The following is a 17,621-nucleotide window of genomic DNA, read 5'->3' on the forward strand; positions in this document are numbered from 1 at the left end:
AGGAAAAGCCCCTCTATTGCTAACGCGCCCTTAACGGCGGCCCTTGCGCGCGAGCCCGGCGCGGGCTCTGTTTGGCAAAAGCGCTTTGGGAGATGAGTTGATGCGTCTGGCAGGATGGATGACGACGGCGGCCATGCTGGCTCTGCCTGTGATGGCGAGCGCGCAAACGACCCCCGCTCCGGCGGCACCCCGCCCCGACCAGCTGGCCTTCCGGGCGCTTTACAAGGAACTGGTCGAGATCAACACCACCCTGTCGGTCGGCAGTTGCACCGCCGCCGCCGAAGCCATGGGCGCGCGCCTGAAGGCCGCCGGCTATCCCGACAGCGACGTCCAGGTGGTGGTCCATCCGAAATATCCTCGCGAGGGCTCGCTGGTCGCAGTGCTGAAGGGGTCCGATCCCAAGGCCAAGGCCATCCTGCTCCTGGCCCATATCGACGTGGTCGAGGCCAATCGCGCCGACTGGACCCGCGACCCGTTCGTGCTGGTCGAGGAGAACGGCTATTTTTACGGGCGCGGCACCTCCGACGACAAGGCCCAGGCCGCCATCTGGGCCGACAGCCTGGTTCGCCTCAAGCAGTCGGGCTTCAAGCCCAAGCGCGACATCAAGATGGCCCTGACCTGCGGCGAGGAAAGCGAGGGCTATAACGGCATCGAGGACCTGCTGAAGACCCACCGCCCGCTGGTCGACGCCGAGTTCGCCCTCAACGAAGGCGCCGACGGCCTGCTGGACGAGCAGGGCCGGGAAGTGGTGCTCGAGGTCCAGGCCGGCGAAAAGGTCTACCAGGACTTCACCCTGACCGTGACCAATCCGGGCGGCCATTCCAGCCGGCCCCATGGCGCCAATGCCATCTATCAGCTGTCGGCGGCCCTGGACCGGATCGGTGCCTACCAGTTCCCGCCCCGCTTCATCGATGCGACCCGGGGCTATTTCACCCAAATGCAGCCGCGGGTTCCCGCCGATCAGGCGGCGGCCATGAAGGCTCTGGTGGCCAATATCGAGGATCCGGCCGCCCTGAAGGTGATCACCGCCGATCCGATGTGGAATTCGATGCTGCGCACGACCTGCGTGGCGACCCTGGTCAGCGCCGGCCATGCGCCCAATGCCCTGCCGCAGCGCGCCACCGCCAACGTCAATTGCCGCATCCTGCCCGGCACGCCGGTCGAGGAGGTCAAGGCCAAGCTGGCGGAACTGTCAGCTGATCCGGCCGTCGCGGTCACCCTGGCCCACCCGTCCAAGGCCGCCTCGCCGCCGCCGGCCCTGACCCCGGCCATCATGGGTCCGATCACCAAACAGGCCGCCAAACAGTGGCCCGGCGTGCCGATCGTGCCGATCCTGCTGACCGGGGCCACCGACGGGGTGCACACCAATGCCGCCGGCATTCCGACCTATGGCGTTACCGGCCTGTTCGGCGGCTCGGACGGCGACGGCATTCACGGCCTGAACGAGCGGATGCGGGTCAAGTCGCTATATGACGGCCGCGACTTCCTGTTCGGCCTGATCAAGGACTATGCGGGCGGTAAGTAGCCGCTCCGGAACAAAGCCCTCTCCCCTTGCGGGAGAGGGTGGCCCGCGGCAGCGGGTCGGGTGAGGGGTCGCACCGCCCGTTCGGCCGGGTCTTTCAACCCGTCATCCGGCGCTTCGCGCCACCTTCTCCCGCCAGGGGATAAGGATCAGACCGCCGCCTTCGCCCCGAACAGCGTCGCCACAATCAGCGCCTCGACCGCCTCGGCATCGACAGCCACGCAGATCTCGGCATTGGGCTCGCCATCGATCAGGTCGATCCGGCCCTGACGCATGCCGTCGACCGAGACCCGCAGCCGGGCCGGTTCGAAGGTGAAGGCCTCGGGCGCGATCAGGCTGGCGGCGGCCACCGCATCATGCGGATGGCAGGCCCCTTCCGTCCCCCAGGCCTGGGCGTGGAAGTCGAGATAGGCCCCGGCCGCCCGCAGCAGACGCGCCGACAGCGGCGATCCGCAAGCGGCAGAGCCTGCCTCCAGCGCCGCCCGGCTCAGGGTGATGCGGCTTGAAACATCCATCGGCATCAGACGCGGGCGAACCCCGGCCTCCAGCACCCGCTGCAGGGCCTCAGGATCGCTCCAGCTGTTGAAATCGGCCCCGCCGGCGGCCTTGCCCTCGACGGCAAAGGCCCCGGCCATGACCGTGGGTCGCCAGTCGCGAAAGGCGATGGGATCGTCCAGCAGGCCCTGGGCGAGATTGGTCAGGGGCCCCAGGAACAGGCCGGTGATCCGGCGGCGGGCCACGAAGGCCAGCAGGCTGACCCCATGGCCGCGATCCAGTTCCGGCAGTTTCCAGCGCTGCGAGAACCCGGCCCCGTTCAGGCCGTCGGCCCCATGGGCCGGCCGCATGCGCTCGACCCGGCGCTTGGCCAGGCCCGACCCGGCCCCGATATAGACCTCGGCCCCGCAGCCGGCGAGGCGCAGCACGCCCCGGGCATTGGCGGCGGCCTGGTCGACATAGGTATTGCCGAATACCGCCGAGACCGAGCCCACCTCGATCACGTCGCGGGCCCGGGCCAGCATGGCCAGGGCCAGGGCATCGTCCACGCCGCAGTCGGTGTCGATATGAACGCGCAGGGTCATGCGTTCACTGTAGCCGAGCGGATGTGACCGCGAGAAGACGGTAAAGGTTTGACGCTCCGGCCGCCGGACGCTTTGCTGGCCCCATGAGCGCGCCCGAAACCCAGCTGGCCGGCTTCATCGCCCGCTTCACACCCGACATCGCGGCCTGTGGAACCGAGGTCCTGGCCAGGCTGGCGGCGCGCATTCCCGAGGCCGAGCGCCTCGTCTACGACAATTACAACGCCCTGGCCGTGGGCTTTGGTCCCGACGAACGGGCCTCGACCGTGATCCTGTCCGTCGCCTTCTATCCGCGATGGGTCAGCCTGTTCTTCATGCAGGGTGCCGGACTGGACGACCCGCACGGCATACTGAAAGGCCAGGGCTCGACCGTACGGCACGTCGTCCTGACCCAGGCCGGGGACCTGGACCGCCCCGAAATCTCGACGATGATCGACCAGGCCCTGGTCAAGGCGAAAAAGCCGCTCCCGGTCGATGGCCAGGGGCGGCTTCTGATCAAGTCGGTCTCGGCCAGGCAGCGTCCCCGCCGGCCGGGCCCCGATATCGGCTAGCCCAGCTTGGCCAGGTCTTCGTCGCTGATCTCTTCGTTCGAATAGACGTTCTGGACGTCATCATCGTCGTTGAGCATGTCCAGCAGCTTCATCAGGGTGGCGACGCTGTCGCCGGTCACCGGAACCTGCATCTTGGGACGCCAAGCAATCTTGGTGTTGGAGGCTGCGCCGAACCGGGCTTCCAGGGCGGCGGCCACCTCATTGAGGCTTTCGAAGGCGGTATAGACGGTATGGCCTTCGCCCTCCTCGTCCATGTCCGACTCGACGTCATCGGCGCCGGCCTCGATGGCGGCTTCCATCATGGCGTCTTCGCTGGCGGCCTTGGCCGGATACCCGATCTGGCCGACATGGTCGAAGTTGAAGGTCACCGAGCCGGTGGCCCCCATATTGCCGCCCAGCTTGGTGAAATAGGAGCGGACATTGGCGGCGGCGCGGTTGCGGTTGTCGGTCAGCACCTCGACGATGATGCCCACGCCGCCGGCGGCGACGCCTTCGTAGCGGATCTCGGTATAGTCGGCCGCATCGCCCATCTGCGACTTCTTGATCGCGCGGTCGATGACGTCCTTGGGCAGGCTCTCGGCCTTGGCGTTGTTCACGGCCAGGCGCAGGCGCGGGTTCATGTTCGGGTCAGGCAGGCCCGCCTTGGCGGCCACGGTGATTTCCCGCGACAGCTTGGAGAACAGCTTGGAGCGCGCGGCATCGGCGCGGCCCTTGCGGTGCATGATATTCTTGAATTTCGAGTGGCCGGCCATTCGGGGGCTCTATCTCTGGTCTGGTGATGGAGTTTGGGCGCGCTTCTAGCCCCTGGAGCGGGGTTTTGTCACTCAAATCTAGGACCTCTCCCAGAGGGAGAGGAGGGGCCCATGGCGAAGCCATGGGAGGTGAGGGGTTACGCTTTCAGCCGGAGTGTCGCGCAGATGGCGTCGGCAACCCCGCCGGGGTCGGTCAGGACAAGCTCGTTGTCGAAGCGCAGAACGCGGAAGCCGCAGCGTTCGAGCACCACGGTCCGCAGAGCATCGTGCACGACCCGCTCCTCGTGCGATGCGCCATCCAACTCCACGATCAGGCTCGCCTCGCGACACAGGAAGTCCGCGAAGTAGCGATCAACCGGAACCTGGCGACGGAACTTGAAGCCGTTCAGGCGGCGGCCTCGAACAATAGCCCAGAGCTTGGACTCCGCGAGAGTCTGGCTGCGGCGGAGGCGACGGGCGTTACTGACGGGATCCATGAGCGCGATCATGAAATCAACTTCCACGCGCATCAATGCCAGAAACGCGCGTTTCGCTGTTGGCGCCGTAACCCCTCACCTCCCACCGCTTCGCGGCGGGTCCCTCCTCTCCCTCTGGGAGAGGATTTTATACGGTGGGCACCGTCGCCTTCAGCCGTCCGCCCACCCGGATCGGCTCGACGCGGAGGGCCAGGCCGGTGCGGTCATCGGTCTCGACGAAGACGCCGCAGACCGTGGCCGGACCCGAGGCCGGCGTGTAGCGGCCGCCGCTGATCTTGGTGGTGAAGCGCCGCAGGGGCTCTTCCTTCTGGTTGCCGATCACGCTGTCATAGTCGGCGCAGGCCCCGGCATCGGTCTGGTAGGCGGTGCCGCCGGGCAGGATCTGGGCGTCGGCGGTCGGCACATGGGTGTGGGTGCCGACCACCAGCGAGGCGCGGCCGTCGCAATAGTGGCCCATGGCCATCTTCTCGGAGGTGGCTTCGCAGTGCATGTCGACCACCACCGCATCGGCCACCTGGCCCAGCGGGGCCTTGTCCAGCTCGCGGTCGGCGGCGGCGAAGGGGTCGTCCATGGCGTCCATGTGGACGCGGCCCAAGAGGTTGATGACCATGATGGTCCGGCCGCGCTCGGTCTGGAACAGATGGCTGCCCCGACCCGGCGCATCCGACAGGATCGGATAGTTGGCCGGTCGTATCAGTCTCGGTTCCCGAACAATGTAGGTCAGGGCCTCGCGCTGGTCCCAGCTGTGATTGCCGAGGGTCAGACAGTCGGCCCCGGCCTCAAACAGCTCGCGGGCGGTGTTCTCGGTGATGCCGAAGCCGGCGGCGGCGTTTTCGGCATTGATGATCACGAACTCGAGGTCGAGGTCACGGCGCAGGGCGGGCAGATGATCGGCCAGACCGTCGCGGCCCGACTTGCCGACGACATCGCCGAAGAAAGCAAAACGCATAGAGATTCCTTGGTGCGGCTCTGCGTGAGCCTCAGACTTTCACGGCGATATACTCCTTTTCCGTGAGAATGGCGTCCAGCGCTTGATCATGGGGTTCATGCGGCAAATTCGCCGTCTGCTGGCCGCTATAGGCCAGGCCCAGGGCGAACACATCGCGCCGCGCCTTCAGGCCCTCCAGCGCCCGATCATAATAGCCGCCGCCCTGTCCCAGCCGCCGTCCCTGGCGGTCAAAGGCCAGCAACGGCACGACAACGAGGTCCGGCTCGACCACCGCCTGATCGCCGCCCGGGGCCTGCAGGCCGATGGCGTCGCGCACCAGAGGCCGGGCCCGGTCCCAGATCCGGAAGACCATGCGGCCGACCTCGCCCTCGACCGAGGGCAGGGCCAGGGTCCAGCCGGCTTCGGCCAGATTGTCGGCCAGGGCATGGGTCGAGAGCTCCGAGCCCAGGCCCTGATAGAGCGCAGCGACCTGGCCGCCGGCCTGTGGAAAGCGGGCGGCCAGGGGCGCGCGTCCGACCTCGGCAGCCATCCAGGCGGCCTGGGGAAGCTCCCGGGCCAGGATCTTGCGCCGGGTCCGGACAAACATCCGCAGGGCGGCCTTGGCAGAGGCGGGATCAGTGAGGGTCAAGACAGATCAGACGGATCAGTTGGATTAGATGGATCAGACGCCCGATAGGTCAGCCAGACCACGCCGAGCAGAAGCAGGATCAGGGCGCACTGCACCCAAAGCCGCAGATCATCGGCGATCCTGGCCGTGCCGATCATCGCGATGAAAAACAGGATGGTGACCAACCAGCCCTGCCATCCGGTCGGCCGCGGGCCGCCCCCGAAGGGCTTGGGTCCAAACCAGCCGGATTTCATGATCGCCTCGGCGAGCAGGGAACGGGGTGGCGGCGCCATGAAGAACCGTGAAGACGTTTCAATCCACTCGAACCTGTTAGTTACAGGTGGGCCCCGTGTTCCCGCAGCCACAGCCACGGGAGGGAACAGGTCCCGATAGAGAGATTAAGGTCCCTGGGAATAGAAATCTTCGACGAGGGCCACAGCAGACCCGCCGTCAATGAAGATAGGCGTTCAGTGAGCCAGGCGCCAGCGTTGCGGTGTCGCGGAGGGCGAATAGTGCGAACTTTCCCCCTCCGCGCCTTCGGCGCTCCTCCCCCGTAGGGGGAAGATGAGATCAGCGTGCTTCATCTTCCCCCTACGGGGGAGGACGACCGCGAAGCGGTCAGGAGGGGGCGAGTTACTCCGCCGCCAGCTTCTCGATGCGCTCGGCTGCGGCGTCGATGGCGCGGATGGCGGCGATTTCGATGCGGCTGGCTTCGCGGTTCTGCTCGGTCTGCAGGCGCGAAAGTTCGCTCTGGGCGTGGGCCAGGCGCAGCTTCAGGTCGCTGAGCTCATCGGCCAGCAGCAGGGCCCCCATCAGGAACAGCCGGGTCTCGCCCAGCTGGCCGACATCCTGGCTGACCTGCCGCACCTGTCGATCGAACAGGCGGGCAATCTCCAGCAGGTGCGGCTCCTGGCCGTCCTCGCAACCGACCGTATAGGGACGACCGTTCACCTGGATGGTCAGTTGGGCCATGAGCTGGCCTCCTCGGGCTCGTCGAACAGCTCGTCGGCCTCGCGGCGGGTCACAAAGCCCGGCTCGATGTCGGCATCGGGATGGTCGTCATTGACCGGTCCCGCAACGCGCCCCTCATCGCCGAGCGCCGCCCGGATTTCTGCAATGGCGCGACCCAGGGCGATCGAGGCCTGGGCCCCGGCGTCCTCGAGGGCCCGTTCGCGCTCGCGCGCAGCGTCCAGCTCGGCCTTCAGCCGCGCGGCCTCGGAGTCGGTCGGCGCAACGGCCACGTCGGCCGACGCCCGGGAGGCGCGCACGGCCAGTCGCTGCTCGAGCTGGGCCACGGCCCGCTCCAGTCGGCGCACGGCCAGGTCGAGGGCGCTCGTTTCGCCCAGGGTCATCGGCGGGTTCCAATCATGCGGTGCAACATATAGATCAGCACCATCTTCGCCACCCGCTGCGGCGACATTAGGGTGATGAAATCGCCCTTGGCAGTATTCCGTCATGCGTTGTTACCGGCACCGGACTTGACTTCCCGGCGTGCGCCCGCAAAACGCGCTGCAAATTCAAGGAACGCTGGTCGCCTTTGGCTCGCGTCCGATCGTTAGGAGAAAGATCCCCATGGCTCTTCGCGTCGCCATCAACGGCTTCGGCCGTATCGGCCGGCTTGTCCTGCGCTCCATCGTCGAGCACGGCCGCACCGACATCGAAGTCGTGGCGATCAACGATCTGGGCCCGGTCGAGACCAATGCCCACCTGCTGCGCTATGACAGCGTGCACGGCCGGTTCCCGGGCGTCGTCACCTCGGGCGAGGACTGGATCGATGTCGGCACGGGCAAGATCAAGGTCACCGCGATCCGCGACCCGGCCCAGCTGCCCCACGCCGAGCTGAACGTCGACATCGCGTTCGAGTGCACGGGCCTGTTCACCACCAAGGAAAAGGCCAGCGCCCACCTGACCGCCGGCGCCAAGCGCGTGCTGGTCAGCGCCCCCTGCGACGGCGCCGACCAGACCATCGTCTACAAGGTCAATGACAACGTGCTGAGCGCCGCCGACCTGGTGGTTTCCAACGGCTCGTGCACCACCAACTGCCTGGCTCCGATCGCCAAGGTCATCCACGACCTGGTCGGCATCGAGCGCGGCTACATGACCACGATCCACAGCTACACCGGCGACCAGCCGACGCTGGATACGATGCACAAGGATCTGTATCGCGGCCGGGCCGCCGCCCTCTCGATGATCCCCACCTCGACCGGCGCCGCCAAGGCCCTGGGCCTGGTGCTGCCGGCCCTGAAGGGCAAGCTGGACGGCTCGTCGATCCGCGTCCCGACCCCGAACGTCTCGTGCGTCGACCTGAAGTTCGTGCCCAGCCGCGACACCACGGTCGAAGAACTGAACAACGCCCTGAAGGCCGCCGCCGAAGGCCCGCTGAAGGGCGTGCTGGGTGTCACCGACGAGGCTCTGGTCTCGACCGACTTCAACCACATCGCCGAAAGCTCGACCGCCGCCCTGGCCCAGACCCAGGTCATCGAAGGCAAGCTGGGCCGCGTGCTCAGCTGGTACGACAACGAATGGGGCTTCGCGACCCGCATGAGCGACACCGCGCTCGTGATGGCGAAGTTCCTCTAAGACCTGCCAGACCCCCGTCCCTCTCCGAGGGGCGGGGGTTTTGCTTGGCTCGCTCCGGCGGGTCCGCCCTCGTCCTTCGACAGGCTCAGGATGAGGGCTAGTGTACTGCCTGCTCCAGGATCCTCATCCTGAGCCTGTCGAAGGACGAGGATCCCCGCACCGACGTCAGGATTCCGATGACCTTCCGCACCCTCGACACCGCCGATCTCGCCGGCAAGACCGCCCTGGTCCGCGTGGACTTCAACGTGCCCGTCGAGGGCGGCAAGATCACGGACGACACCCGCCTGCGCTCGGCCCTGCCGACCATCCAGTACCTGACCGGCAAGGGCGCCAAGGTGGCGCTGCTGGCCCACTTCGACCGGCCCAAGGGCAAGGTGGTTCCCGAGATGAGCCTGGCCTTTGTGGCCGCGCCCCTGGCCGCCCTGCTGGGCGCGCCGGTCGCCTTCTCCGCCGACTGCATCGGCGATGAAGCCGCCAAGACCATCGCGGCCCTGCCGGCCGGCGGCGTCGCCCTGCTAGAGAACGTCCGCTTCCACGCGGGCGAAGAGAAGAATGATCCGGCCTTCGCCGCGCAGATGGCCGCTCTGGGCGACCTCTATGTCAACGACGCCTTCAGCGCCGCTCACCGCGCCCATGCTTCCACCGAAGCCCTGGCCCGCGCCCTGCCGTCTTATCCGGGCCTGGCCATGCAGCGCGAGCTGGAAGCCCTCGACTCGGCCCTGGGCAATCCGCAGAAGCCGGTGATCGGCATTGTCGGCGGCTCCAAGGTCTCGACCAAGCTTGATCTGCTCAACAATCTGGTCGCCAAGCTGGATCGCCTGGCGATCGGCGGCGGCATGGCCAACACCTTCCTCTACGCCCAGGGCCACGATGTCGGCGGTTCGCTGTGCGAGAAGGACCTGGCCGACACGGCGCGCCAGATCATCGAAAAGGCCAAGGCCGCCGGCTGCGAACTGCTGCTGCCGGTCGACGTGGTGGTGGCCAAGAAGGTCGCTCCCGGCGTCGACGCCGAGACCCGCGCCCTTGCCGACGTGCAGCCTGACGACCTGATCCTCGACGCCGGCCCCGAGACCGCCAAGCGCCTGCTGGCCGCCATGGACGCCAGCAAGACCCTGATCTGGAACGGCCCGCTGGGCGTGTTCGAGGTACCGCCGTTCGACGAAGCGACCGTTGCGGCGGCGAAACATGCCGCTCAGCTGGCAAAATCGGGTAAGATCGTGGCCGTGGCCGGCGGCGGTGATACGGTGTCGGCGCTGAATCACGCCGGTGTCGTGGGCGATATGACCTTCGTCTCGACTGCCGGCGGCGCATTTCTTGAGTGGATGGAGGGCAAGGACCTGCCCGGTGTCTCGGCTTTGAACACCTAGGCTTCCAGATTTCTATCGGCGCAGGCTGCCGCAAGGGGCCTGCGCTTACGACCGGACGACCCGGGCAGAGAACGCAAAAGCGTCACGGCCCCAAAAACAAGAAACGACCAAAAACCTTTCAAGCTTGCAGGAGAGATATCACGTGGCGAGGATCACGCTTAGGCAGTTGCTGGACCATGCGGCGGAGCATGAGTACGGGCTGCCGGCCTTCAATATCAACAATATGGAACAGGGTCTGGCGATCATGGAGGCGGCCGACGCCGTCAATTCGCCGGTCATCATCCAGGCTTCGCGCGGTGCGCGGTCCTATGCCAACGACATCATGCTGGCCCGCATGATCGACGCCCTGGCCGAGATCTACCCGCATATTCCGGTGTGCATGCACCAGGACCACGGCAACGGCCCGGCGACCTGCGCCACGGCGATCCAGTACGGCTTCACCTCGGTGATGATGGACGGCTCGCTGATGGAAGACGCCAAGACCCCGGCCTCCTACGAGTACAATGTCGAGGTCACCCGCAAGGTGGTCCAGATGGCCCACAGCTGCGGCGTCTCGGTCGAGGGCGAGCTGGGCGTGCTCGGGTCGCTGGAAAGCGGCATGGGCGAAGCCGAGGACGGCCACGGCTTCGAGGGCGTGCTGAGCCATGACGAGCTGCTGACCGATCCCGACCAGGCGGTCGACTTCGTCGGCCAGACCGGCGTCGACGCCCTGGCCATCGCCATGGGCACCAGCCACGGGGCCTACAAGTTCACGCGCAAGCCGGACGGCGACGTCCTGGCCATGAACGTGATCGAGGAAATCCATCGCCGCCTGCCCAACACCCACCTGGTGATGCACGGCTCCAGCTCGGTTCCGCAGGACCTGCAGGACATCATCAACCAGTACGGCGGCGAGATGCCCCAGACCTGGGGCGTGCCGGTCGAAGAGATCCAGCGCGGCATCAAGCACGGTGTCCGCAAGATCAATGTCGACACCGACAACCGGATGGCCATGACCGGCGCGATCCGCAAGATCCTGGCCGAAAAGCCCGGTGAGTTCGATCCGCGCGCCTATTTGAAGCCGGCCAAGGAAGCCATGCGCAAGGTCTGCCAGGCGCGCTTCGTCGAGTTCGGCTCGGCCGGCCACGCCGACAAGATCAAGGCGCTGTCGACCGCGACCATGGCCAGGCGTTACGCTTCGGGCGAACTGCACGCAAAGTTCGGCGCCTCGACCGGCAAGGTCGCGGCCGAATAGGCTGTCGATCTCTGACAGATAAAGGGCCTCCCGGAGCGATCCGGGGGGCCTTTTTTGTCAGGCGGGATCGGCGAGCAGGGGATCCGTCTGCGCGCTTGTGTGGATCAGCTTGAGCCCGACCGCCCCGATCACGCCGCAAAGGGCCACGCCGAGGCTGAACCAGAGGACGACAAACAGGTAGGTCGAGTCCTGGCAGTGTCCGCCATAGATGCTAGCCGAGACTGACCCGCAGAACAGGCCGACAAACAGTCCGGTCAGGCCGGGCCGCTCCAGCTCGACCCGCCTTAGGCCTAGCCCGGCCACCAGCAGCATGGGAGCGGCCAGGATGACGACATAGGTCAGGCAGTTTCTTGCTCCCGTCGGATCGAAGATGTGGGCCATCATCGCCCTGCCCAGACCGGGAGCCTCCAGAGCTGCTGACAGGACCATGGCCCCGAGCACCGCAACGCCCGTCAGGCAGGCAGGCCACAGCGCCGCCCCCGGTCGGGCCGCCGCCGTCGCGGCGACAAGGGCGATGGCAGCGAGCGCCACCGTGTAAAGCGCCTTGATCCAGAAGAACGGCTGACCGATCGCGACCCGGAAATCCGGCCGCAGCTGCAGCCAGAACAGCACCAGCAGCAGGGCCGCCAGGGCCCCGGCCGCTGCGACTTCCAGAAGGCGAAGATGAAGAGTCCCCGTCGACCATGCAGGGGTGGCCTGCAGCGACTCGACCCCGGGGATGAGGAGGTCGTCTAGCATTACGGGCGACCCTCCCCACAAGGCGTCAAGACCGGCTCTGAACGCCACGCCTGCGTCTTGCTCGCGGAGAGGCTGCGGCACTTGAAGAGTTGGCCCGGCGGTTGTCAACCGCTGTTCTGGGAACATCGTCCGGCCGGGAACGGCGAACCGGGCGAGGTCGCACCCCTGCTTACCAGCGCAGCACCCAGCGCCCGATTACCGCGCCCAGGGCGGCACAGCCCAGCACGCCCAGGCTGTACCAGAGCCCGACAAAGACAAAGGTGCTTTCTGCGCAGTGCAGGCCATAGACCGTCGCCGCGACGCCGCCGGCGAGGGCTCCGGTCGCGAAACCGGCCTCAAGGGCTCGGGTCGGGGCCAGGCCGCGCAGGACCCAGAGGCCCAGCAGGGTGGTCGGCGCGCCCAGCACCAGGATGTTCAGGGAGCAACGGGTCCAGGATCCGCCGCGCATCAGGGTCATCGGATCTTCCGCCAGCCCGGCCTGGACCAGCGCCGCCAGTCCGAAGGCGATCAGGACGATCAGGCCCAGCAGCAAGCCCCGGCGGGGCGATCCGGTCGGCCGCGCCAGGCGCTCGACCGCCAGGAACCCGGCCAGGCCCAGAGCGCCGGTATAACCCGCCTTCAGCCAGAAGAAGCTGCCATGCATGACCTGCATCAGGTCCGGACGGACCTTCAGCCAGGCCAGGACGCCAAAGAGGGCCAGAAGCGCGCCAAGGCCTGCCAGCAGGCCGAAACGTCCCGCCGGCGGAGCGCCGGGCGGCGGTCCGGCATCGGCGGCCAGCGCGTCGATCAGGTCATCGGTCCGCATGGCGCATCCTTTCGGCGAGAGCCTTCAGGGCCCGATGCAGGGCGACCTTGGCCGCGCCCTCGGAAATACCCGCCCGCGCACCGGCCTCGGCCAGGCTCAGGCCGGCCAGCTTGACGTCGCTGACCAGAATACGCTGGCGGTCGGGGAGGCTGGCCAGGGCGCGATCGAGCTCCAGCCCGACACCCGGGTCATGCTCTTCAGCGGCCAGGAACTCGGTGTGGTCTTCCAGCGGCAGGGTGTGGCGGATCTTGCGACGCCGCCAGTGGTCGATCAGCTTGTAGCGCGCCACGGCATGCGCCCAGGCGGTGAACGACTGGGAGCTGTCCCAGGTCGCCCGCTTGATGTGCACCGCCAAGAGCGTCTCCTGCACCAGATCCTCCACATCACCGGGCGCACCGGACATCCGGCGCGCAAAATAGGCGCGCAGACGAACGCCCAGCAGGGCCAGACACTCGCGATAGGCCGGGGCATCGCCCTCAAGCCCGCGCAGCATCAGAGCCTTCAGTCGGGTCTCGGTGTCCGTCACGCAGTCCCCTATTCGCGCGCCATGGCCAAAGGGTTACACGGCCCGCCCACGCATCGGAACCCATCCGTCACGGTCGGAAAAATTTTGTTCGACGAGCGATGTAACCTTCGCCGGCTGCCGGCCGTATTCCCCCATGACCGACCAGCAGGGACGGTCACAGACACCCTCTCAAGGAGCCAGTCCCATGAACCGCACCACCGCAACCGCCGCCTTCGCCGCCGTTCTCGCCCTCTCGGCCGGCGCTGCCATGGCCGCCGACGATATGGCCGCCAAGAAGCCCGCCATGGAAAAGTGCTACGGCGTGTCCAAGGCCGCCGAAAATGACTGCAAGGCCGGCGCGGGCACCTCGTGCGCCGGCACCTCCAAGGTCGACTACCAGGGCGACGCCTGGAAGCACGTGGCCAAGGGCACCTGCACCACCATCAAGACCCCCAAGGGCATGGGCTCGCTGACGCCGAAGACGATGTAATTCGGCAAACCGGCTACCTGCCCCCTCCGCGCCGGCGCCCACCTCCCCTTTCCGGGAAGATGCAAGCGAAGCGGTCAGGAGGGGGCAGGCGATCGTCCTACCTCAAGAGACACACCATGACCCCCGCCGCCGGCCTTGGCCTGAAACCCCAGCACTATGCCGAGGCCCTGGCGGCGACGGACCAGGGCCTGTGGTTCGAGGTCCATCCGGAAAACTACATGTCGGCGGGCGGACCCAGGCTCTCGGCCCTGGCGGAGATCCGCCAGAACCATCCCCTGTCGCTGCATGGCGTCGGCCTGTCCCTGGCCGCTGATGCCGATCCGGACCCTGAACATCTGTCCGCCCTGCGGAAACTGGTCGACCGCTTTGAGCCCTTTGTGGTCTCCGAGCACCTGGCCTGGTCGAGCCACCGCGGCATCCATCAGCCGGACCTTCTGCCCTTTCCCCGCACCCACGTCGCCCTGGCCCGCATCGCCGGCAGTATCAGCCGAATGCAGGATGCCCTCGGCCGCAGGGTGCTGATCGAAAACCCCTCGCTCTATCTGCCCCTGACGGGTCACGACCTGGACGAGACCGATTTCCTCGCGACCCTGGTCAGCCGAACCGGCTGCGGCCTGCTGGTCGACGTCAACAATGTCTTCGTCAGCGCCAGCAACCTCGGCTACGGGGCCGAAGCCTATCTCGACGCCCTGCCCGCTGAGGCCATCGGCGAGATTCACCTCGCCGGACATGGTCCCGACGAGGGCGGTTCGGGCCTGCTGATCGACACTCACGGCGCGCCGGTCGCCGAGGCCGTATGGACACTGTTTGAGCGCCTGATCGACCGGATCGGGCCGCGCCCCACCCTGATCGAACGCGATGACGACGTGCCCGCCTTCGCCGTGCTGATGGCCGAGCGGGCCCGGGCCCAGGTCCTGCTTGAAGCCGGAGCCTCGACCCATGTCTGAGCTGCAGGCTTTTCAGGACGCCTTCGTGGCAGCGCTTAACGGTTCCACCTCGGATCTGGACCCATGGCTGCAGGGCCAGGCCGCCGGCGAGCCGGGCCTTTCGGTCTATCGCAACACGATCGCGCGGGGCTGTGTCGACGCCCTGGCCGCCAATTTTTCTTCGGTCCTGGCCCTGGTCGGCGAGGACTGGTTCCGCGCCGCCGCCGCCCGGTTTGCCCGCGAGGTCCCGCCCAGCCGCGCGGCCCTGCTCGACTATGGCGAGGCCTTCCCCGCCTGGCTGGACCACTTTCCGCCGGCCCAGGACCTGCCCTATCTGAGCGGCGTCGCCCATCTGGACCGGCTGTGGACCGAGGCCCTGTTCGCGGCTGAGGCCCCGCAACTGTCGGCAGAGGCCTTTGCGACCCTCTCGCCCGAGAGTCTGGCCGGGGCCCGTGTGGCTCTGCATCCCAGCGTTCGCTTCGCCGCCTTCGAGGCGGGTCTGCCCAGCCTGTGGCAGGCGGTCCGCGACGGCCGCGAAGATCTGGATCTGTCCGACACCGCCGAGGGCCTGCTGGTCTACCGGCGCGACGGGTCGGTGGCCTGGCGCGTCGTCGGCCCTGCCGACTGCGCGTTTCTCGCCGCGTGCCGGCGGGACCAGACCCTGGCCGTGGCCATCGGCCTGGCGGCAGAGGCTGATCCCCTGGCTGACCTACAAACCCTCTTCTCCGCCCTGATCGCCGACGGCGTCTTCAGGGACCTCAAGACCGGAATCTGACCATGACCCACGCCCTTCTGAAGCCTTTCGACCAGCTGGCCCAGATCGCCGGCAAGGTCCTGCCTGACGACGTCCTGACCCTGGTCGCCCGCCTGGGCGTGGCCGGCGTGTTCTGGCTCTCGGGTCGCACCAAGGTCGACGGCCTGCTGCACATCACCGACGGCACCTATTCCCTGTTCGCCGACGAATATGCCCTGCCCCTGATCCCGTCGGACATCGCTGCCCATCTGGCGACCTATTCGGAGCACCTGTTCTCGATCCTGCTGGTGCTGGGCCTGTTCACCAGACTGTCGGCCCTGGCCTTTCTGGGCATGACCCTGGTCATCGAGATCTTCGTCTATCCCGATGCCTGGAGCACCCATCTGTCATGGGCGGGCCTCTTGCTGCTGATCCTCGCCAAGGGCGGCGGTCGGTTCAGCCTGGATCGCCTTTTGCGCGTTGCCTGAGGGCAGCGCTCGCTCTGCGACAATAGGCCTCAGGTTGTCTTGAGGATTGATAACTCTCGTTAAGCTTGTTTTATCTGCCTGTCGCCATCGTCGAGTAACACGGTTGGGCGAACGGGAGCGACAGTATGGGCTTTGCGACGACGAACGCGGAACTGACCTTCAATTTCGGAGAGGCCAACGTCCTGATCGTGGACGAGAATGCCGGTTTCATGGACGTCACCAGCCTGATGCTGTCCAGTTTCGGGTTCCGGAAACTGCACCGTTGTCCAAGCCTGGGCGAGAGCCATGCCTTCTGCCAGGACCTCGAAGCCGACCTGATCCTGGTCGATCCCTTTCCGCGGACCGAGGAGGGCCTGGCCCTGATCCGCGATCTGCGCGGACGCCAGCAGCCGACGGATCCGCCGCTGGTGGTGATCATCGTCACCGGTCACACGCCGCGCGACCTGATCCAGAAGGCCCGGGCGGTGGGGGCCGATTATGTGGTGGCAAAGCCCTTCTCACCGGCCACCCTGCTGGACCGCATTCTGTGGAGCGCGTCGCCGGCCACAGAACGCAGCCTGGGCGGGGAAAATCCGGGCCAGGCCGGCCACGCGGCGGAGACCGTCGATCCCCTGCAGCAAGCCGCCCAGGCCCTGCTGCAATGACCGCCCTGAGCCGTCTGACCCGCTATATTGACCTGCCGGACGGGCTGGACCCGCAAGAAGCCCTCTGCCGGGCCAATGACAGTCTCGAATCCCATCGGAGCTCGGCCCTGAAGGTGATCGATCAGGCGCTCGCCGAACTGGTCGAAGGGGGAAACCAGGCCTCTCTTGAGACCCTGGCGCGCCTTTCCGACAGTATCGGCGGCCTGGCCGGCATGTTCCAGATGGACGCCCTGGGCCAGGCCGCCAAGCGGCTCTGTGATATCGTTCGCCTGTTCCAGCTGCGCGGAACCTCAGCGCCGGCCCTGATCGACCTGCATATCGCGGCCCTGCGCCTGGTCCGCAGTCATCCCGATTCGGCCCAGGCCACCGAACTGCTCCGAGGCCTGGACAGGATCGCCGCCCGCGAGGCCAAAGGCCCCGGAGCGGCGACCGGCTGAACCGGGCCGAGCCTGGCCTTACCAGCCGCGATAGATGGGCCTGAACCGGTGTTCGAGGGCGCTAACCTCACGCTCCGCATCACGAATGGCCCAGTCGGCCCGGCGACCGTCCTCGATGGCGTCACGGCGCTCGCTGCGCAGGCGGTTCAGCCGATCGCGCAGTTCGCGCTTCTGCTCGTCGTTCAGGGCCGGGTTACGCAGTTCATCCTCGACGCCCCGCGCCTCACGATCGCGCTTTTCCGCGCGGCGGTCGGCACTGGCCCGATCCGATTCCGCTCGCCGCAGCCGTGACTCGGCCTCATGGATCAGGCGGCCGTCAGAATAGGCCACGACGAAGTCGCCGGCCGCCGGCTCGGGGCAGACCCCGGCATAGCTGTGACCCAGCCGCCCTTCCGTAAAGCCGCGTTCCGGGGTGCAGTAGAGCCTCAGGCCCTGGGCCCTGGCGGCGAAATAGGGTGCAGGATCGGGAGACACGCCGCTCTTGGCGCAGGCCTTGGCATGGTCGTCGAGACGGCTTTGCGGATGGCCGGCCTGACCATCCTTGAAGCCAAGGCCGGCCCAGTCGCCCTGCAGGCAGGCCTCCTGGCTGATGGTGGCGCAACCCGCCAGGGCCAGGCCGCTGGCCGCAAGGGAAATCAACAGAAACGAACGCATGACAGGCACTCTCCAGAAGCTTGACCGGAGCTAAGCCTTGGCCGCCTGAATGGTCGATGAACATGTTCGCGGGCGCGGAGAGAAGGC

The 17,621-nt window shown here is 67.1% G+C and carries 23 protein-coding genes and 1 pseudogene; 11 read left to right on the plus strand and 13 right to left on the minus strand.

What is annotated here, in order from left to right; genetic code table 11:
* Positions 1 to 100 precede the first annotated feature (100 nt).
* A complete protein-coding gene (locus tag AQ619_RS15070; RefSeq protein WP_062149421.1) occupies positions 101 to 1,525 on the plus strand; it encodes a M20/M25/M40 family metallo-hydrolase in 1,425 nt (474 codons plus the stop codon).
* Between the two features lie 15 nt (positions 1,526 to 1,540).
* Here the strand turns inward: AQ619_RS15070 and AQ619_RS19585 are convergent.
* Positions 1,541 to 1,613 (minus strand): annotated as a pseudogene (locus AQ619_RS19585) (hypothetical protein); the annotation flags it as partial.
* Positions 1,614 to 1,671: 58 nt separating this feature from the next.
* A complete protein-coding gene (locus AQ619_RS15075; RefSeq protein WP_062149424.1) occupies positions 1,672 to 2,601 on the minus strand; it encodes a nucleoside hydrolase in 930 nt (309 codons plus the stop codon).
* An 83-nt stretch (positions 2,602 to 2,684) separates the two neighbouring features.
* Between AQ619_RS15075 and AQ619_RS15080 the strand changes: the two genes are divergently transcribed.
* A complete protein-coding gene (locus AQ619_RS15080) occupies positions 2,685 to 3,149 on the plus strand; it encodes a DUF1801 domain-containing protein (RefSeq protein ID WP_062149426.1) in 465 nt (154 codons plus the stop codon).
* On the opposite strand, the gene AQ619_RS15085 is transcribed toward AQ619_RS15080, so the two are convergent.
* The 7 genes from AQ619_RS15085 to AQ619_RS15115 all read right to left on the minus strand — a co-directional run bounded on the left by AQ619_RS15085 (position 3,146) and on the right by AQ619_RS15115 (position 7,285).
* Positions 3,146 to 3,901 (minus strand): YebC/PmpR family DNA-binding transcriptional regulator, encoded by a 756-nt coding sequence (locus AQ619_RS15085; protein WP_062149429.1) that lies wholly within the window; start codon positions 3,899 to 3,901, stop codon positions 3,146 to 3,148. The two genes, AQ619_RS15080 and AQ619_RS15085, sit on opposite strands and share 4 nt — an antisense overlap.
* Before the next feature lie 137 nt (positions 3,902 to 4,038).
* Positions 4,039 to 4,389, minus strand: coding sequence for an endonuclease domain-containing protein (locus AQ619_RS15090; protein WP_378109253.1), 351 nt, complete (start codon positions 4,387 to 4,389; stop codon positions 4,039 to 4,041).
* Between the two features lie 115 nt (positions 4,390 to 4,504).
* On the minus strand, positions 4,505 to 5,326 hold the full coding sequence (locus AQ619_RS15095; protein WP_062149432.1) for a TIGR00282 family metallophosphoesterase: 822 nt from the start codon (positions 5,324 to 5,326) through the stop codon (positions 4,505 to 4,507).
* A gap of 31 nt (positions 5,327 to 5,357) precedes the next feature.
* On the minus strand, positions 5,358 to 5,954 hold the full coding sequence (locus AQ619_RS15100) for a 5-formyltetrahydrofolate cyclo-ligase (protein WP_062149435.1): 597 nt from the start codon (positions 5,952 to 5,954) through the stop codon (positions 5,358 to 5,360).
* On the minus strand, positions 5,951 to 6,226 hold the full coding sequence (locus AQ619_RS15105; RefSeq protein WP_062149438.1) for a hypothetical protein: 276 nt from the start codon (positions 6,224 to 6,226) through the stop codon (positions 5,951 to 5,953). The genes AQ619_RS15100 and AQ619_RS15105 overlap by 4 nt, the downstream gene beginning before the upstream one ends.
* 340 nt (positions 6,227 to 6,566) lie before the next feature.
* Entirely contained in the window at positions 6,567 to 6,905 is a 339-nt protein-coding gene (locus AQ619_RS15110) for a cell division protein ZapA (protein ID WP_062149441.1), read from the minus strand.
* On the minus strand, positions 6,893 to 7,285 hold the full coding sequence (locus AQ619_RS15115) for a DUF4164 family protein (protein ID WP_062149444.1): 393 nt from the start codon (positions 7,283 to 7,285) through the stop codon (positions 6,893 to 6,895). The genes AQ619_RS15110 and AQ619_RS15115 overlap by 13 nt, the downstream gene beginning before the upstream one ends.
* A 220-nt stretch (positions 7,286 to 7,505) precedes the next feature.
* Between AQ619_RS15115 and gap the strand changes: the two genes are divergently transcribed.
* The 3 genes from gap to fba all read left to right on the plus strand — a co-directional run bounded on the left by gap (position 7,506) and on the right by fba (position 11,114).
* Positions 7,506 to 8,513: a type I glyceraldehyde-3-phosphate dehydrogenase gene (gene gap / locus AQ619_RS15120; protein ID WP_062149446.1), complete on the plus strand. Its 1,008-nt coding sequence runs from the start codon at positions 7,506 to 7,508 to the stop codon at positions 8,511 to 8,513.
* A gap of 176 nt (positions 8,514 to 8,689) precedes the next feature.
* A complete protein-coding gene (locus tag AQ619_RS15125; protein ID WP_062149448.1) occupies positions 8,690 to 9,880 on the plus strand; it encodes a phosphoglycerate kinase in 1,191 nt (396 codons plus the stop codon).
* Between the two features lie 142 nt (positions 9,881 to 10,022).
* Positions 10,023 to 11,114, plus strand: coding sequence for a class II fructose-bisphosphate aldolase (fba, locus tag AQ619_RS15130; RefSeq protein ID WP_062149451.1), 1,092 nt, complete (start codon positions 10,023 to 10,025; stop codon positions 11,112 to 11,114).
* A gap of 57 nt (positions 11,115 to 11,171) precedes the next feature.
* Here the strand turns inward: fba and AQ619_RS15135 are convergent, their stop codons facing one another.
* The 3 genes from AQ619_RS15135 to AQ619_RS15145 all read right to left on the minus strand — a co-directional run bounded on the left by AQ619_RS15135 (position 11,172) and on the right by AQ619_RS15145 (position 13,183).
* Complete coding sequence (locus AQ619_RS15135) at positions 11,172 to 11,852, minus strand: NrsF family protein (RefSeq protein ID WP_062149455.1); 681 nt, start codon at positions 11,850 to 11,852, stop codon at positions 11,172 to 11,174.
* 169 nt (positions 11,853 to 12,021) lie between these two features.
* Positions 12,022 to 12,657 (minus strand): NrsF family protein, encoded by a 636-nt coding sequence (locus AQ619_RS15140; RefSeq protein WP_062149458.1) that lies wholly within the window; start codon positions 12,655 to 12,657, stop codon positions 12,022 to 12,024.
* Positions 12,644 to 13,183, minus strand: coding sequence for a sigma-70 family RNA polymerase sigma factor (locus AQ619_RS15145; protein WP_062149461.1), 540 nt, complete (start codon positions 13,181 to 13,183; stop codon positions 12,644 to 12,646). Before AQ619_RS15145 ends, AQ619_RS15140 begins: the two co-directional genes overlap by 14 nt.
* Positions 13,184 to 13,367: 184 nt before the next feature.
* Here AQ619_RS15145 and AQ619_RS15150 point away from each other — a divergent pair, with 184 nt between their 5' ends.
* The 6 genes from AQ619_RS15150 (at position 13,368) to AQ619_RS15175 (ending at position 16,880) form a co-directional block, all read left to right on the plus strand.
* On the plus strand, positions 13,368 to 13,652 hold the full coding sequence (locus tag AQ619_RS15150) for a BufA1 family periplasmic bufferin-type metallophore (protein WP_062149464.1): 285 nt from the start codon (positions 13,368 to 13,370) through the stop codon (positions 13,650 to 13,652).
* A 116-nt stretch (positions 13,653 to 13,768) separates the two neighbouring features.
* Positions 13,769 to 14,599 (plus strand): MNIO family bufferin maturase, encoded by an 831-nt coding sequence (bufB, locus tag AQ619_RS15155; protein ID WP_062149468.1) that lies wholly within the window; start codon positions 13,769 to 13,771, stop codon positions 14,597 to 14,599.
* Positions 14,592 to 15,353: an HvfC/BufC N-terminal domain-containing protein gene (locus AQ619_RS15160; protein WP_062149471.1), complete on the plus strand. Its 762-nt coding sequence runs from the start codon at positions 14,592 to 14,594 to the stop codon at positions 15,351 to 15,353. Before bufB ends, AQ619_RS15160 begins: the two co-directional genes overlap by 8 nt.
* Positions 15,354 to 15,355: 2 nt before the next feature.
* A complete protein-coding gene (locus AQ619_RS15165; protein WP_378109252.1) occupies positions 15,356 to 15,799 on the plus strand; it encodes a DoxX family protein in 444 nt (147 codons plus the stop codon).
* A 125-nt stretch (positions 15,800 to 15,924) separates the two neighbouring features.
* Complete coding sequence (locus AQ619_RS15170) at positions 15,925 to 16,443, plus strand: response regulator (protein ID WP_062149477.1); 519 nt, start codon at positions 15,925 to 15,927, stop codon at positions 16,441 to 16,443.
* The gene (locus AQ619_RS15175) at positions 16,440 to 16,880 is read left to right on the plus strand and encodes an Hpt domain-containing protein (RefSeq protein ID WP_062149480.1); all 441 of its coding nucleotides are present in this window, start codon (positions 16,440 to 16,442) and stop codon (positions 16,878 to 16,880) included. The genes AQ619_RS15170 and AQ619_RS15175 overlap by 4 nt, the downstream gene beginning before the upstream one ends.
* Before the next feature lie 18 nt (positions 16,881 to 16,898).
* On the opposite strand, the gene AQ619_RS15180 is transcribed toward AQ619_RS15175, so the two are convergent.
* Entirely contained in the window at positions 16,899 to 17,534 is a 636-nt protein-coding gene (locus tag AQ619_RS15180) for a DUF2799 domain-containing protein (RefSeq protein WP_062149483.1), read from the minus strand.
* Positions 17,535 to 17,621: the final 87 nt, after the last annotated feature.

The organism is Caulobacter henricii, from assembly GCF_001414055.1.
Lineage (GTDB): Bacteria > Pseudomonadota > Alphaproteobacteria > Caulobacterales > Caulobacteraceae > Caulobacter > Caulobacter henricii.